Annotated in this window: 9 protein-coding genes and 1 pseudogene; 6 read left to right on the top strand and 4 right to left on the bottom strand. The window is 45.2% G+C overall.

Features of this window, described 5'->3' with window-relative positions; all coding sequences use genetic code 11:
• Nucleotides 1–40: 40 nt before the first annotated feature.
• Nucleotides 41–363, top strand: a pseudogene (locus tag QT998_RS07615) (Uma2 family endonuclease); the annotation flags it as partial.
• A gap of 119 nt (nucleotides 364–482) precedes the next feature.
• Here QT998_RS07615 and QT998_RS07610 read toward each other — a convergent pair.
• The 4 genes from QT998_RS07610 to QT998_RS07595 form a co-directional block, all read right to left on the bottom strand.
• Nucleotides 483–1,151 (bottom strand): 2OG-Fe dioxygenase family protein, encoded by a 669-nt coding sequence (locus QT998_RS07610; protein ID WP_333092283.1) that lies wholly within the window; start codon nucleotides 1,149–1,151, stop codon nucleotides 483–485.
• Between the two features lie 205 nt (nucleotides 1,152–1,356).
• Nucleotides 1,357–2,121, bottom strand: coding sequence for an HpcH/HpaI aldolase family protein (locus tag QT998_RS07605; protein ID WP_333116130.1), 765 nt, complete (start codon nucleotides 2,119–2,121; stop codon nucleotides 1,357–1,359).
• Between the two features lie 93 nt (nucleotides 2,122–2,214).
• Nucleotides 2,215–2,727 carry a hypothetical protein gene (locus QT998_RS07600; RefSeq protein ID WP_333116128.1) on the bottom strand — a complete coding sequence of 171 codons (513 nt, stop codon included), beginning with the start codon at nucleotides 2,725–2,727 and terminating at the stop codon, nucleotides 2,215–2,217.
• A 115-nt stretch (nucleotides 2,728–2,842) separates the two neighbouring features.
• The gene (locus QT998_RS07595) at nucleotides 2,843–3,013 is read right to left on the bottom strand and encodes a hypothetical protein (protein WP_333092279.1); all 171 of its coding nucleotides are present in this window, start codon (nucleotides 3,011–3,013) and stop codon (nucleotides 2,843–2,845) included.
• Nucleotides 3,014–3,843: 830 nt separating this feature from the next.
• On the opposite strand from QT998_RS07595, the gene QT998_RS07590 reads away from it, so the two are divergent.
• From QT998_RS07590 to QT998_RS07570, 5 genes are all read left to right on the top strand, one after another.
• Nucleotides 3,844–5,898, top strand: coding sequence for an FAD-dependent oxidoreductase (locus tag QT998_RS07590; RefSeq protein WP_442921948.1), 2,055 nt, complete (start codon nucleotides 3,844–3,846; stop codon nucleotides 5,896–5,898).
• 329 nt (nucleotides 5,899–6,227) lie between these two features.
• Nucleotides 6,228–12,044: a HAMP domain-containing protein gene (locus QT998_RS07585; protein WP_333116123.1), complete on the top strand. Its 5,817-nt coding sequence runs from the start codon at nucleotides 6,228–6,230 to the stop codon at nucleotides 12,042–12,044.
• Nucleotides 12,045–12,448: 404 nt separating this feature from the next.
• Nucleotides 12,449–13,276: a CheR family methyltransferase gene (locus tag QT998_RS07580; protein ID WP_194067749.1), complete on the top strand. Its 828-nt coding sequence runs from the start codon at nucleotides 12,449–12,451 to the stop codon at nucleotides 13,274–13,276.
• Nucleotides 13,248–13,955, top strand: a complete 708-nt coding sequence (locus tag QT998_RS07575) for a chemotaxis protein CheB (RefSeq protein ID WP_333116120.1) — start codon at nucleotides 13,248–13,250, stop codon at nucleotides 13,953–13,955. The genes QT998_RS07580 and QT998_RS07575 overlap by 29 nt, the downstream gene beginning before the upstream one ends.
• A gap of 7 nt (nucleotides 13,956–13,962) precedes the next feature.
• Nucleotides 13,963–16,050, top strand: a complete 2,088-nt coding sequence (locus QT998_RS07570; protein ID WP_333092274.1) for a hybrid sensor histidine kinase/response regulator — start codon at nucleotides 13,963–13,965, stop codon at nucleotides 16,048–16,050.
• The last annotated feature ends 157 nt before the right edge of the window (nucleotides 16,051–16,207 follow it).

The following is a 16,207-nucleotide window of genomic DNA, read 5'->3' as shown; positions in this document are numbered from 1 at the left end:
ATTTCGCAGTACAATCAACAATAACTGCACGGAAAAGACGATGAACAAAATAATAACTGCTACTGGTTTGCCTCCTGTATTCCCTGAATGTACCGAATTGCCAGAGGAAGACGGTAGATTTCTAAAAAATTTTCAGGAGCACCCCAGAGCATCATTCTGACAGATTCGATCGGGTTAGTTGTCGAGTGACTGCATCCAGAGGGACAATATGCGATCGGGCAAGATTGTGGCATTTACTGGCGAGAAACCGACCCGCCAGAGAAAGGCGCAGAAACACCGGATTGGTTTTATGCGCCCAACATACCAGCAACTCTCGACGGTTTTCGCCGCTCTTATGTACTTTGGTGGAAATACATGGCTCCACCCTGTAATAAGGGGGGAATAAGGGGAGTCAATTTGACTTTTGCAACTCGACTAAACGCCAGAGAGAGGACTCGCATTCCGAACGATCGAACGAAAGACGCCCAATTTCCCAACTCTCCTCAATCGATCAGCAAACTCGGAGAAGTCAGCACAAAGACATCCCTGGTTCCCACCCCTTCCAATTCCGGTTTAATCGGCGTAGTAAAGTGGAAAAATTGGTGGTCGTCAACCAGCAACAAGTCTCCCGGCTGCAGAACTTTATTAAAAACAGGCTTCTCTTTTTTAGCCAAATACAAATGCGTTTCGCCGCCCACAACATTAGTGCGATCGACCGAGAAAATCCCGATAAAATCAGTACCGTCTTGATGAATGCCTTCCGGTGCGGGGTTGCCAAAATTGTGCGGCGAACAAGTCGTCCTGATTTGATGCACTCCGATTTCAGCTTCCGGGTGAATTTTGCAGGAGTCGAAAAAAGCAAAAATTAGTTGTTTGAAGTTATCGAAGGCAATTAGCCGATCGTCCAATTCAGCAAATTCCCGCCTGATATCACCCGCTACCGGATTGTATTCTTTACTTTGAAACAAATAGCCGTGAGGTAACTTAACTAAATCATTTCCGTTGACTGCAAACCGCGACAATCTTCTCGAACGATACTTACCTTTGACATACGGATCGACAGGCATATCGTCAAAAAACTCCTTGAAACCTTCTAGCTTAATCGAGTTTACTTTTTTAAAAGTAAACATGAAAGCATAATCCAAATGAATGGATTCTAATACCGTTTTCATATATTTTTCTCCCTGAAGCCTTGCTCCCCTCCCTAATTTTGCCTTAAGGAGGTGTATGTTTCTAGTCTAGCTTAGGTTTTTTGTAAGTGTCATCAAAAAAAATACAAAAATTGCAAAGATATCGTAAAGATGGCAAACGATATTCGAGCGACGCGCACAGGAATTCATTCCCGCAATCTAAAATCTAAAATCTAAAATCTAAAATCTAAAATCGATCGACCGCCTTCACCAGCGACTGACAGGCCCGCAGGAAGACGGCCACATCCACCCCAAGTGCAACGTACTGAACGCCAGCATCAATCCACTGCTGGGCGATTTCGGGGTTTTCGGCAAAAGTACCCGCCGCTTTGCCTGCACTGCGGATGGTTTGTACCGCCTCCTGCATCATGTCGATGACTCGGGGATCGCGCACTTGGCCGGGAATGCCGATCGACTGCGACAAATCGTAAGGCCCCAGAAAAATCACGTCAACCTGCGGCACAGTAACAATTTCTGCCAGATTCTCGATACCGCCTTTACCTTCGACATGAATCACAACTAACGATTCTTCGTTGAGTTTGTCCGTGATATTTGTACCTGCGGCGGTGTAAAGTCCCGCCCGCGTAGCAAAGGAAAGGCCGCGCGAACCCAGAGGACTGTATTTAGCACTTTTGACAGCCATTTCCGCATCAATTTTGCTTTCAATTTGAGGTACTTGAACGCCCGCGCTGCCGATGTCGAGAGCTCGTTGAATTTGCGGCCCGTCGTTTTTGCGGACGCGAACAATTGGTGCAATGCCGGTGCAGTCTGCCGCGCGGCACAAATCTTCAGCAGCAAGCGGGTGCAACGGGCCGTGTTCCATGTCGATGACGGCAAAATCAAATCCAGCGTGACCGCAGATTTCTATGAATGCTGGATAGGCGCAGTTCATGAATAAACCGAGAACAGTTTCGCCTTGTTTTATTTTTTGTTTGAGTTGGTTGTGACGCATAAATTTGATGGTTTTTTTAGCGCAGATGAACGCGAATTGACGCGGATTTTTTTAGATTTTATAGAGCATCAGAATAAGTAGGAATAAATTGATTTATGTTAAAAGAATTGATAGAAGCTTTTTGGCTGCTTTTGCTTCTATTTTAAAGGGAATTAAGCACAAAAACCAGACCAAAAAAAACATTCCTAGAATTGGCAAAAATATTGCTCCCACCGATGGTTCGACAAACCAAGCAAATAAAGAAAACGTTCCAATACTGCCAGTAGTCCACAGCCAAAGAATCATCAATCCTAGCACGATTTTATGCAATACCATCCTGATTTTGATGGAACAACCGAACGGTTGAGAATCGATATTTCCTTTGATAATTGGCAAAAATAAATTGCGGCCGATCGCAATGCGATTGATTTGGAAGGTATTTCCCGAAATTGTGCCTTCATAAGGTTTGGCAGGTGGCGGGGCGAAGGGTAGAATGATTCTAAAAAGTTTGGGAGGAGTGACAACTTCGTCCAACCTTTGCAAAACTTCAGAAAAAGTTAAACTTGTCGTAATTGTTAAACTCTCAAAAAAAATCAACGCTCTAAAAAATTTGACTATTTTGAGCACAAGCTCGCTCCTGATTTTAGATAGTGGTAGATGGTATTAATTCCGATTATATAAAACAATTTTGCCGTGACCGCACCGCAAAATACCAGTATACTGCAAAACAAACATTTAAATGCTATGAATATTTTTCGCTGATGTCAAGATTAATGCCCCAACCAGCGATGAAACTGCGACGGTATCTATTGTCGCTCAAAGGTCGATCGCCCGTCAGCTTCACCCTCAGCCTAATTACCTCAATCTCAACTATTACCCCAACATTACCCGCGCCGACTCGCCATCGAGACAATCAACTAATCGGCAGTTAAAAAGGCTTGCTAGCGTGGCGCACAGCGCACTTCACCGACATTATTGATTTGCCGGTCAAATTTCCTCTCAGGGAACTTCCGCACTGGATCGACCTGCATTGCACTCCTTCCCCAAATATCTTAAACTTATCTGCTATAGGGTGTGTTTAGCTGTATAACATCTGCGGTTTCTGCATCAATAAATGATTTAGACGATTCAATTCAGATGAAAAATCGAGTCAGTTTCACCTTGCGTTAGTTTTTATTAGAGTTAGTTTTGATAGTCGATTAGTGCTACAATAAAAAATAATTTTTGCTAAAATTATGTTGTTTTAAATATGCCCGCAACTACTCTAACTAAGTTTGTTTGATAAGGATTTGATATTTTTTGGGCTTTTATGCCCTTCGGAAATTTTGGGTGTGTTTAATGATTTTGTCTGATTTATGCAAAACTTCATCAAAAGTTAGATTGCTTGAAATTATAGCGGTTATCAAAAAAGTGAAGTATGCCCAATGCCCAATCCCTCCGCTTCGCTCCGCCCAATGCCCAATGCCCGCTCCCGGATAGTACCTCATCTTTCTGAAAAAGGCTATATACCAATCTAAAAATGTAGCAAATACTTATAAGATTTAATGATTTTGCTCGTTGACTTAATCCTGATATTCAAACTGTGTTTTGTTGTTAAAATTTGTCTAAAATAAAACAACTGCCCCGATCGCACCGGGAAATACCAGTATTATAGAAATTCATTCACTTTTTGGTCATTGGCTGTAAGTGTATTGATTTGTGTTAAAATTTAACCTAAAATTTCTGATGAAACTTCCGAAGTATATGTTTTCGCTCAAAGGTCGATCGCTCGTCACCTTCACCCTCAGCCTAATTACCTCAATCTCAGTTATTACCCCAACATTCGCCGCACAGACTCGCAATCCCGACAAAGAGGAAACTTGCGACATTCTCGTAGCAGGCGGCGGGCTTGCAGGTGCGGCTACCGCCTACGAAGGTTTGCTGGCGGGGCGCACCGTTTGCATCACCGAAATTACTGACTGGGTAGGCGGTCAAATTTCCTCCCAAGGAACTTCCGCACTCGATGAAAGAGAAACTCAGCGATCGCTCTTATTTTACCCCCGCGGCTACCTAGAATTGCGGCGGCGAATCAAAGAACATTACGGGAGACTAAATCCCGGCGGCTGTTGGGTTAGCTATTCCTGTTTCATGCCCTACGACGGCCACAAACTTTTATTTGGCATCTTGCAAGATGCTGCCAAAAAAGGCAATGGTAAGCTAAAATGGTTTCCCAATACCATAATTAAAGAACTAGCAATTACTCCGGCTGTGGCGGAGAATGCCGTTGGCGGACAACAAATTAAAAGTGCGATCGCCATTCAACACAAACCCGCCCAAAACACCCCGCCAATCAACACCGAAACCCTTTCTACAACCATCGAAGATGCCTACCGTTACGAAAATTCGGCGCGATTTAACAAAACTATTATTCGGTTTATTCCCAAACCACCTAACCAATCAAATTCAAAACCTAGAGGTGCCGATTGGTTCGTTGTAGATGCTACCGAAACAGGCGAATTAATCGGACTTGCCGATGTTCCCTACCGCCTGGGAATTGACCCGCGTTCCCCTCTCGAACCTTCCTCCGCCAGCCCCGAAGGCGACCCTTACTGCACACAAGGTTTTACCTACACCTTTGCGATGGAAGCAACGAAGGAACCGCAGCAGCATCAAATGCCGTCTTTCTATCAACAATACGCTCCTTACTACAGTTACGAACTGGCGAGATTAGCCAGCTTTCCGCTAGTTTTCAGCTACCGCCAAATTAAAACCATGAGACCGGATGAGCCGCGCCCTTCCGACCCCAAGAAATTCCCGATTTATCCTGGGGATATTTCCATGCAAAACTGGACTTGGGGGAATGACTACCGTCCCGGTTCTGCTGAGGATAATTTAATTTATTCTCGCGCGCAATTGGAGGCTAATGGTCAACTGCAACCGGGCGCATGGATGGGTGGTTTACGAACAGAAACTTTGCGCCGCGGCGAAGAAAATGCTAAAGGATTTTTTTACTGGTTGGTAGCAGGAACTACTGACTCGCAATTAGGTAATGGAGTGAAAAAGCCTTATCCAAACAATCGTTTTTTGAGCGGTTTGGATACGCCGATGGGGACTGTTCACGGACTTTCTAAATATCCTTATATGCGGGAAGGCAGGCGGATTGTTGGGCGGCCGACTTTGACTCAACCTCAAGGTTTTACAGTGTGGGAAGTTGATATGTCTCGGACTGACTTTAGGACGGATTTTTACCGCGAGAATTTGTCGGAAGAAGAGTATCGAAATTTGTGGTTGGCTGTCGGTGGTTTGAACGCGCCGGCTTTGGCGGTGGGAAGTCAGACTGTTGAGGAGACAAAATCGCGATCGCGCGCCCGGATTTATCCTGATAGTGTGGGTATCGGTCATTACGCGATCGACTTTCACCCCTGCATGACCAACAGCCCGCCGGAAGCGCCGGGAAACACCGAACGCGAAGGCACTCGCAAAGGCCAAGGGCAAGCTTATCCGTTCCAAATACCGCTGCGGGCAATGATCCCTCAAAAAATTGATAATATGTTAGTTGCGGGTAAAAGTATTGCTACTAGCCACACAGCGGCGGCGGCTTATCGAGTGCATTCTTTTGAATGGTCTGCCGGCGCTGCGGCGGGCATTACCGCTGCTTTTTCCCTAGAAAATCGGATTTTACCCTATGAATTAGTAGACGAATTACCCGCCCGCGAGCCGAATTTAGAGGCTTTGCAATTGCGGTTGCAGCAAGATAAAAACCCGATCGCCTTTCCGGGTACTTCTATCTTCAATAGTTCGTGGCAAAATTGGAAATAATCGCACTTGGTAAGTAGATTACTATCATAAACACCGATCGCGCGATCGCGCGATCGGACGACCGTCCGTTCTCCGGCTGCAGACTAAACTCCGCACTACAAACCTTACTTATTGCGGTAAATCAACAGGATATTATATTACCCGATCCATGCCAATTTAGCATCAACCTTTTGACAGAAGCAATCAGCCACTAATTTAGTCAAACAATAACAATACCATCTCAAAAAAACTGATTAGAGCGACGCTTGCCGCCCGCAAGCCAGATATCTTCCACCACCAACGCCTTCGAGCCGCGCCAAACCCATTCCAACTCCCCAAAGGTAACAGTAATGTCAACTGCACAACTAACAAAACCCAATCCAAATAATGTTTATGCCAAACAGCTACTCAGAACCTTAGTAGCTGTCAAAAAAGGAAACTTCTCAGCTAGGATGCCCATAGACCAAACAGGTCTAGCCGGGAAAATTGCTGACGAACTTAACGACATTATCGAACTCAATCAGAGAATGGCCGCCGAACTCGATCGCATCGGCGCAGTTGTCGGGAAAGAAGGCAAAATCGCCCAGCGGGCCACCATCGGCAACGTTGAAGGTTCCTGGGCAGCTAGCGTCAATTCTGTCAATACCCTAATTACAGATTTAGTGCAACCAACCTCAGAAACCGCCAGAGTAATTCGGGCCGTAGCAAAAGGAGATTTATCGCAAACCATCCCCCTAGAAATAGAAGAAAGACCACTCAAAGGGGAATTCCTTCAAACAGCCAAAATTGTCAACACAATGGTAGACCAATTGAGTTCCTTCGCCTCAGAAGTAACCAGAGTTGCTAGAGAAGTAGGAACCGAAGGCAAATTAGGCGTACAAGCAGAAGTGGAAGGAGTTGCAGGAACCTGGAAAGATTTAACAGATTCAGTTAACTCAATGGCCGGGAATTTAACAGCCCAAGTCCGCAACATTGCCGAAGTAACAACCGCTGTAGCCAATGGCGATTTGTCTAAGAAAATTACCGTCGATGTTAAAGGAGAAATTCTCGAACTGAAAAACACGATTAACGTCATGGTGGATCAGTTGAGTTCCTTCTCATCTGAAGTAACCAGAGTTGCTAGAGAAGTAGGAACCGAAGGCAAATTAGGCGTACAAGCAGAAGTCCAGGGAGTTGCAGGAACCTGGAAAGATTTAACAGATTCAGTTAACTCAATGGCCGGTAATTTAACAGCCCAAGTCCGCAACATTGCCGAAGTGACAACCGCTGTAGCCAATGGCGATTTATCTAAGAAAATTACCGTCGATGTTAAAGGGGAAATTTTTGAACTGAAAAACACGATTAACATCATGGTAGATCAGTTGAATTCCTTCGCCTCAGAAGTAACGAGAGTTGCTAGAGAAGTTGGTTCCGAAGGTAAACTTGGCGGTCAAGCAGAAGTTAAAGGAGTTGCGGGAACTTGGAAAGATTTAACTGATAGCGTTAACTTCATGGCCGGCAGTTTGACATCACAAGTCCGCAACATTGCTGATGTGACAACCGCTGTGGCCAAAGGCGATTTATCTAAGAAAATTACTGTTGATGTTAAAGGTGAAATTCTGGAGTTAAAAAACACCGTCAACACGATGGTGGATCAACTTAATTCCTTCGTATCAGAAGTAACCAGAGTGGCGCGGGAAGTAGGAACCGAAGGCAAATTAGGCGTACAAGCAGAAGTCCAGGGAGTTGCAGGAACCTGGAAAGATTTAACGGATTCTGTTAACTCGATGGCCAACAATTTAACAGCCCAAGTCCGCAACATTGCTGATGTGACGACTGCTGTTGCTAACGGTGACTTATCTAAGAAAATTACGGTACAGGTTAAAGGCGAAATCTTAGAACTAAAAAATACCATTAACGTGATGGTGGATCAACTTAATTCCTTCGCCTCAGAAGTAACGCGGGTGGCGAGGGAAGTAGGTTCGGAAGGTAAACTCGGCGGTCAAGCGGATGTCCGAGGCGTAGCAGGAACCTGGAAGGATTTAACGGATTCTGTTAACTTTATGGCCGGTAGTTTGACGGCGCAAGTGCGGAATATTGCGGCGGTGACGACTGCTGTAGCAAATGGCGATTTATCTAAGAAAATTACTGTTGATGTTAAAGGTGAAATCCTAGAGTTAAAGAACACTGTCAACACGATGGTTGACCAGTTAAATTCCTTCGCCTCAGAAGTAACCAGAGTTGCGAGGGAAGTAGGAAGCGAAGGGAAATTAGGCGTGCAAGCTGAGGTGAAAGGAGTTGCAGGAACCTGGAAAGATTTAACTGATTCAGTTAACTCGATGGCGGGGAATTTAACAGCCCAAGTCCGCAACATTGCTGAAGTGACAACTGCTGTGGCCAATGGCGATTTATCTAAGAAAATTACTGTCGATGTCAAAGGGGAAATTCTTGAACTGAAAAACACGATTAACATCATGGTAGATCAGTTGAGTTCCTTCTCTTCAGAAGTAACCAGAGTTGCGAGGGAAGTAGGAACCGAAGGCAAATTAGGCGTACAAGCTTATGTGCGCGGGGTAGGGGGAACTTGGAAAGATTTAACTGATTCTGTTAACTTGATGGCGGGAAATTTGACGGCGCAGGTGCGGAATATTGCGGAAGTGACGAAGGCGGTAGCAAATGGAGATTTGTCTAAGAAAATTACCGTTGATGTTAAAGGCGAAATTCTGGAGTTGAAAGATACTATTAATGTGATGGTGGATCAGCTTAATTCCTTCGCTTCTGAGGTGACGCGGGTGGCGCGGGAGGTGGGAACTGAGGGTAAATTGGGCGGTCAAGCTGAGGTGAAAGGAGTTGCGGGGACTTGGAAAGATTTAACCGACAATGTAAACTCGATGGCGGAGAATTTGACGGCGCAAGTGCGGGGTATTGCTAAAGTTGTGACGGCGGTGGCGAATGGCGATTTGAAGCGTAAATTAATCCTGGAAGCTAAGGGAGAAATTGCGACTCTGGCTGATACGATTAACGAGATGATCGATACGCTGGCGACGTTTTCCGATCAAGTTACTACAGTGGCGCGGGAAGTTGGAATTGAAGGGAAATTGGGTGGTCAGGCGAAGGTTCCGGGTGCGGCGGGGACGTGGCGAGATTTGACGGACAATGTGAATGAATTGGCGGCGAATTTGACTACTCAGTTGCGGGCGATCGCCGAAGTGGCAATTGCTGTTACCAGAGGCGATTTAACGAGGTCAATTTCCGTCGCTACTGAAGGAGAAGTTGCCATTGTCAAAGATAATCTAAACCAGATGATCGCCAATCTCCGGGAGACCACGCATAAAAATACTGAGCAAGATTGGCTGAAAACAAATCTGGCTAAGTTCACTCGAATGCTACAAGGTCAGCGGGATTTAGAAACAGTTTCTAAACTAATTTTATCTGAACTGACGCCGCTGGTTTCTGCTCAGCATGGTGTATTCTTTTTGATGGAATCTATAGAACACGATCCGTTTCTCAAACTGTTAAGTACCTACGCCTACCGGGAACGCAAGCATCTAGGAAATAGATTCAGTTTAGGCGAAGGTTTGGTCGGACAGTGCGCCCTGGAAAAAGAACGAATACTGTTGACGGAAGTACCGGAAAATTACGTTAAAATCAGCTCGGGATTGGGAGAATCTTCGCCGCTGAATGTCGTGGTTTTACCCGTATTGTTTGAGGGACAAGTGACGGCGGTAATCGAGTTAGCTTCGTTCCGCCGCTTCAGCGAAATACATTTGACATTTTTAGACCAACTTACAGAAAGTATCGCGATTGTTTTAAATACAATTGCGGCGAGTATGCGGACGGAAGAGTTATTAAAACAGTCGCAGTCTTTGACAGAAGAGTTGCAAACTCAGCAAAGGGAACTAACGGAAACTAACAAGCGTCTCGAACAACAGGCGCAGTCGCTCCGCGCTTCTGAGGAATTGTTGAAAAATCAGCAGGATGAGTTGCAACAAACGAATGAAGAATTAGAAGAACAAGCTGAATTGTTGGCGCTGCAAAATAAGGAAGTTGAGCGGAAAAACCGAGATATTGAACAGGCGAGGGCGTTGCTGGAAGAAAGAGCCGAACAGTTGGCTCTAACTTCTAAGTATAAGTCGGAGTTTCTGGCAAATATGTCTCACGAGTTGCGAACTCCGCTGAATTCGCTGTTGATTTTGGCTCGATTGCTTTCTGATAATCCTGACGGCAATTTGACTTCTAAGCAAGTTGAATACACGCGCACTATTTATTCGGCGGGAACTGATTTGTTAGAGCTGATTAATGACATTTTGGATCTTGCTAAGATTGAATCGGGCACGATGTCGGTGGATATTGAGCAAGTTTTGTTTGGGGATTTGCGAGAGCATTTGGATCGAACTTTCCGCCAAATCGCTCTGGATAAGAAGTTGAGTTATCAAATAGAGCTTGATGCTGGGTTGCCAAAAGGTATCTATACTGATGCTAAACGGCTGCAACAAGTTTTGAAGAATCTTCTCTCTAATGCTTTTAAGTTTACTGAACGGGGTGAGGTGAAGTTGCGTGTCGAAGTAGTGCGGGAAGGGTGGAGTTTAGAAGTTGAAGCTTTAACGAGTTCTGCTACTGTTTTGGCTTTCTCGGTTAGCGATACGGGGATTGGGATTTCTGATGACAAACACAGGGTTATTTTTGAGGCTTTCCAACAAGCTGATGGTAGCACTAGCCGGAAATACGGGGGCACTGGTTTGGGTTTGTCTATTAGTAGAGAAATTGCTAATCTGTTAGGGGGAGAAATTAAGTTGACGAGTCGCGCTGGTGAGGGTAGTAAATTCACGCTTTATCTGCCGCAAACTTATCAAGAATCTGGCATAATGAACGATCGCGATTCTGGAACCGACAACCCAACGCCCCAGTTGCCGCCTGGTGTTTCTGTGACAGTTCCTTCGCCGAATTTCCATTTGCCCATCGCGCCTTATCCGTCGGTTACAATATCTGATGACCGAGAAAATATTGAGAGTGGCGATCGCATTCTTTTGATTATCGAGGATGATGTCAATTTTGCTCGGATTCTGGTGGATATGGCGCAGGAACAGGGTTTTAAAGCTTTGGTTGCTTTGCGGAGCGATATCGGTTTGGCGATGGCGCGAGAGTTCAAGCCAACTGCGATTATGCTGGATCTAAATTTGCCTGTGATGGATGGCTGGACGGTGCTCGATCGCCTGAAGCACGACGCGAGTACGCGCCACATTCCGGTTCACATTGTATCAGTTGAAGAAGGGCGGCAGCGCAGTTTGCAGTTAGGGGCGATCGCCTATTTACAAAAGCCTGTCAGTCATGAGGCGCTGAGCAAATCTTTGACTGATATTAAGGGTTTTGTGGATCGACCGGTGAAAAATTTGCTCGTTGTCGAAGACGACGCAACGCAACGTCTTAGCATTGTGGATTTAATCGGCAATCACGATGTTTCAACGACGGCTGTGGGTAGCGGTGCAGAGGCGCTAGAAACTTTGAAGTCTGGGCATTTTGACTGCATTGTGCTCGATTTGGGACTGCCAGATATGACTGGTTTTGAACTGATCGAACAGATCAAGCAAGAGCCGAATTTGAAAAGTTTGCCGATTATTATTTATACGGGCAAAGAGTTGACTAGAACTGAAGAAACTCAACTGAAGCGGATGGCGGAAACAATAATTATTAAAGATGTGCGATCGCCAGAGCGGCTTTTGGATGAAACTGCTTTGTTCTTGCACCGAGTCCAAGCAAATTTGCCGGAACCGAAGCGCCAAATGCTAGAGCAGTTGTATCAAACAGATTCGACACTTGCGGGCAAAAAAGTCTTGATTGTTGACGACGACGTGCGGAATATCTTCGCCCTCACGAGTATGCTGGAGCGCCATCTAATGCAAATTGTGTTTGCTGAAAACGGCAGAGAGGGCATTGCTCAGTTGCAAAATACGCCTGACATCAATATTGTGTTGATGGACGTGATGATGCCGGAGATGGACGGTTACGAAACAATGGAGGCAATTCGCAAGATGCCTCAATTCGGTTCGCTGCCAATGATTGCTCTTACTGCGAAAGCTATGAAGGGCGATCGGGAAAAATGTATCGAAGCTGGGGCATCTGACTACATCACGAAGCCTGTTGATACGGAACAATTGCTATCGCTGCTGCGCGTTTGGCTTTATAGATAATGGAAGTCATCAGTCATCAGTCATTAGTCATTAGTCATTAGTCATCAGTCATCAGTCATCAGTCATCAGTCATTAGTCATTAAGCTGTCGGATATTTAAATTGTATGTCAAAAAACAATTCCCCGTCTTGTGGGGTGTCCCGCCCGCCCTGAATATACAATTTAAATGCGCTACAGCTTAGTCATTAGTCATTGTGGATTGTGGGCTGTGGACTGTGGGCTGTGGACTGTAGGCTGTGGACTGATGACAAATCACAAATAACTAAGGACTAATAACTAATAACAAATAACAAATAACTAAGGACTAAGGACTAATGACTAAGGACTAATGACTAAGGACTAATGACTAATGACTAATGACTAATGACTAAGGACTAATGACTAATGACTAAGGACTAATGACTAATGCCCGAAACCCATGAACTTGAAACAATCGAAATTCAACTCCTACTAGAGGGAATATTTCGCTATTACGGATTTGATTTTCGTAATTATGCTCTTGCGTCTATCAAGCGTCGCATTTGGAACACTATTCGCTCGGAACGGCTCACTACGGTCTCTGGACTTCAGGAAAAGATACTCCATAATCCTGCCTGTTTAGAGCGTTTTTTGGTGGATGTTTCTGTTAATGTAACTACGATGTTTCGTGACCCTAAATTTTACATTAGTTTCCGAAAAAAAGTAGTACCGATGCTGCGTACTTATCCTTTTATTCGCATTTGGCACGCTGGATGTTCAACGGGAGAAGAAGTCTATTCTATGGCAATTTTGCTGCAAGAAGAAGGGCTGTACGATCGCTGTCGAATTTATGCTACCGACATGAACGAATTAGTGTTAAAAACAGCCAAGGCTGGTATATTTCCTTTGAAACAAATGCAAGAATATACGCAGCTTTACCACCAAGCAGGGGGCAAGAAAGCGTTTTCTGAGTATTATACTGCTGCCTATGAAAATGCTATTTTTGGGTCTTCACTTAAAGATAACATGGTCTTTGCTCACCACAACTTAGCAACAGATACTTCTTTTAATGAATTTAATGTAATTGTGTGCCGCAATGTGCTGATTTATTTCAATTCACAGCTTCAAGAGCGGGTACACAAGCTTTTTTATGAGAGTTTGGGAATGTTTGGAGTTTTAGGATTAGGACATCAGGAGTCTCTCACTTTTACACCTTATGAAAAAAACTATGAAGCAGTTGAAAGAAGTGACAAAATCTACCGCAAAATTAAATAAAAATATTTTTGAGATAGTGGTTGTTGGCACGTCTTTGGGAGGGCTAGATGCTCTGACTGTCCTGCTGGGAGATTTGCCACAAAGTTTTCCTTTACCTGTGGTTATTGTCCAACACCGCCATAAGACTTCTCCCAACAGGCTTACTGATTTTTTACAACAGAAAAGCTCTCTCCAAATCACGGAGGCCGAGGACAAAGAGCCGATCGCACCTGGCCGGGTTTACTTGGCTCCCGCTGACTATCACTTGCTCATAGAATTGCCTTGGGTGGAGAAATTTAGCCTTGATGAAAACGACGGTACAGCATGGAAGAGCGCGGCGGTGGAGCCGATAGACAATTCAAAATCCCCAATCCTCAGTCGCGTTTCTACTACATTTGCACTATCAACTGATCCTCCTGTCTGCCACGCGCGGCCCTCTATCGATGTGCTGTTTGAGTCTGCTGCTGATGCCTTTGGGGAGCGCGCTATTGGCATAATTTTAACAGGAGCTAGTTCTGATGGTACTGCTGGGCTGGCAAAAATTAAAGCTGAAGGAGGATTGACATTTGTGGAGGAACCGGCTTCTGCTTTTTGCCGGACAATGCCTGCATCTGCGATCGCAAATGTTGAAGTAGACTGGATTTTACCCCTTTCTCAAATCGCTCCCTGTTTGGTCAACTTGCTAACAATTAAAAATTAAAAAATTTATGAATGTGCAGCCCGAAGATCGAGTAAATGTCCTGATAGTTGACGATCGCTCAGAAAATTTGGTGGCTCTGGAAGCTATTTTGAAGAACCAGTCTTATAATTTAGTCAAGGCAAATTCAGGCGCAGAAGCTCTGAGATGTCTGCTTCATCAAGATTTTGCGGTAATTTTGCTTGACGTGCAGATGCCGGGAATGGATGGATTTGAGACAGCAACAATGATTCGCTCTAGAGATCGATCGCGATCGACTCCGATTATTTTTATCACAGCATTCAGCAGTAATGACACCCACGTATTTAAAGGTTATTCTCTGGGTGCGGTGGATTACCTCTTCAAACCGTTGGAACCGGAAATATTGACATCGAAGGTGGCGGTATTTGTGGAATTGTTCCAAAAAACTGCCGAGGTGAAGCGACAAGCAACAGAGTTAGCTGCTGTTAATAATGAACTCAGTAAAAGTGAAGAACGATTTCGGACTTTATGTGCTTGTTCGCCCCTGGGAATTTACTTAGCTGATGTTGCAGGCCGTTGTACTTATCTGAATCCCCGATGTCAAGCGATTTCTGGGTTAATTTTAGATGAAAGTTTGGTGTCAGTTTGGCAGCGTTCGGTTCATCCTGAAGACCGCGATCGCGTAGTAGCAGATTGGTCGGGTTGGATTAAAGAAGGTCAGGAATATTCGAGTGAGTTTCGATTAGCTGATAACGAAGATGTGCGTTGGATTAACGTACAGTCTTCGCCAATGTTTTCGGATTTGGGAATACTGCTCGGTCACGTTGGAACTGTTAGAGATGTCACAGACCGCAAGCAAGCAGAGGAAGAACGCGGCCGACTGCTCCGCGAACAAGTAGCGCGGCAAGAAGCTGAGAGAGCTAACCAGATGAAGGATGAATTTTTGGCTATTCTCTCCCACGAACTCCGTACTCCTTTAAATGCGATTCTCGGCTGGTCTAGGCTGCTTAGGGCAAAAAAGTTTGACCAAGCAACGGTTGATAAAGCTCTAGAGACTATTGAGCGCAATGCTAAATCTCAAGCGCAACTCGTTGAAGATATTTTAGATGTTTCGCGAATTCTGCGCGGAAAATTAAATTTTAATTTGTATCCGATTCAGTTAAAAAATGTGATTGAAATGGCAATTGATTCTCTGAAACCGTTGGCAGAGACAAAATCAATTGTGATAGTATTTCAAGCTGACTCAAAGGTTGGTAAAGTTATAGGCGATAGCGATCGCTTGCAGCAAGTAGTCTGGAATTTGCTTTCTAATGCGATTAAGTTTACTCCTGAAGGGGGTAAAGTAGATGTGCGGTTGGAGTTAGTGGGCGATGAGGCGCAAATTCAGGTAATTGATAGCGGAATTGGTATTAATCCTGATTTTCTGCCTTATGTTTTCGATCGCTTCCGCCAAGCTGATAGCAGCACAACGAGGTCTTACGGGGGTTTGGGGCTGGGATTGGCGATCGTCAGTCACTTGGTGGAACAGCACGGCGGTAACGTTAGGGCAGAGAATAATCCGGGCGAGGGTGCGAAATTCACGGTTTTTCTGCCAGTTGAGGGAAACGGGGAAGGTGCTGTTGATGATTGCTTTGAACTCGATGAGGTGTCAGAGGCTCTGCCAACTTTGGCTAATTTGCAATTGCTGGTGGTGGATGATGACGATGACACGCGGGACTTTTTGATTGCTGTACTCGAAGATGAAGGAGCTGTGGTGCGATCGGCGGCATCGGTGGCCGAGGCTCTAGCTGCACTGGAGAGTTTTTGGCCGGATGTGCTGCTGAGCGACATTGGAATGCCGCAAGCAGACGGCTATGAGTTAATCGCGCGGGTGAAAGAAATGGAAGTGCTGCGCGAGCGAAAAATGCCTGCGATCGCCCTGACTGCTTACGTGAGAGAGTCCGATCGCCGACAAGCGCTGGAAGCTGGTTTCCAGATGCACTTATCTAAACCTGTTGAGGTAACTAAGTTAATTGCAGGAATTGCCAACCTCGCAGGAATCCTCAGAAATCCGGTGGGCCTCAAAGCTGTTGCATCATTCAATTTAAAAGGCCACAGATCCGACGCTCAAAGGGACTCGGCGGTTGAAACCGCCTGAGAGTAAAACTATCGCCGATCGACAGCGACGGGGTATCTAAGCCGGATTTGGTAAGTGGTACTGCATTTAAATTGTATTGGGCGATCGGGCGGCACATCAAAAAGCCTCAAATCCTCAAATCCTCTCCCCCTCTCCCCCTTTCTCCCGATCCCTCTCC

Origin of the sequence: Microcoleus sp. S1D4, from assembly GCF_036700765.1 — a bacterium.
Classification (GTDB): Bacteria; Cyanobacteriota; Cyanobacteriia; order Cyanobacteriales; family Microcoleaceae; genus Microcoleus.
Note: the sequence above shows the minus strand (reverse complement) of the source record. Positions and strands in the feature narration are given on the sequence as shown.

Bases quoted from the DNA above. Each gene is read 5' to 3' on its own strand.
- QT998_RS07590 (WP_442921948.1), top strand. From the start codon at position 3,844: ATGTTTTCGCTCAAAGGTCGATCGCTCGTCACCTTCACCCTCAGCCTA.
- QT998_RS07610 (WP_333092283.1), bottom strand. From the start codon at position 1,151: ATGAAAACGGTATTAGAATCCATTCATTTGGATTATGCTTTCATGTTT.
- QT998_RS07570 (WP_333092274.1), top strand. From the start codon at position 13,963: ATGAATGTGCAGCCCGAAGATCGAGTAAATGTCCTGATAGTTGACGAT.
- QT998_RS07580 (WP_194067749.1), top strand. From the start codon at position 12,449: ATGCCCGAAACCCATGAACTTGAAACAATCGAAATTCAACTCCTACTA.
- QT998_RS07585 (WP_333116123.1), top strand. From the start codon at position 6,228: ATGTCAACTGCACAACTAACAAAACCCAATCCAAATAATGTTTATGCC.
- QT998_RS07605 (WP_333116130.1), bottom strand. From the start codon at position 2,121: ATGCGTCACAACCAACTCAAACAAAAAATAAAACAAGGCGAAACTGTT.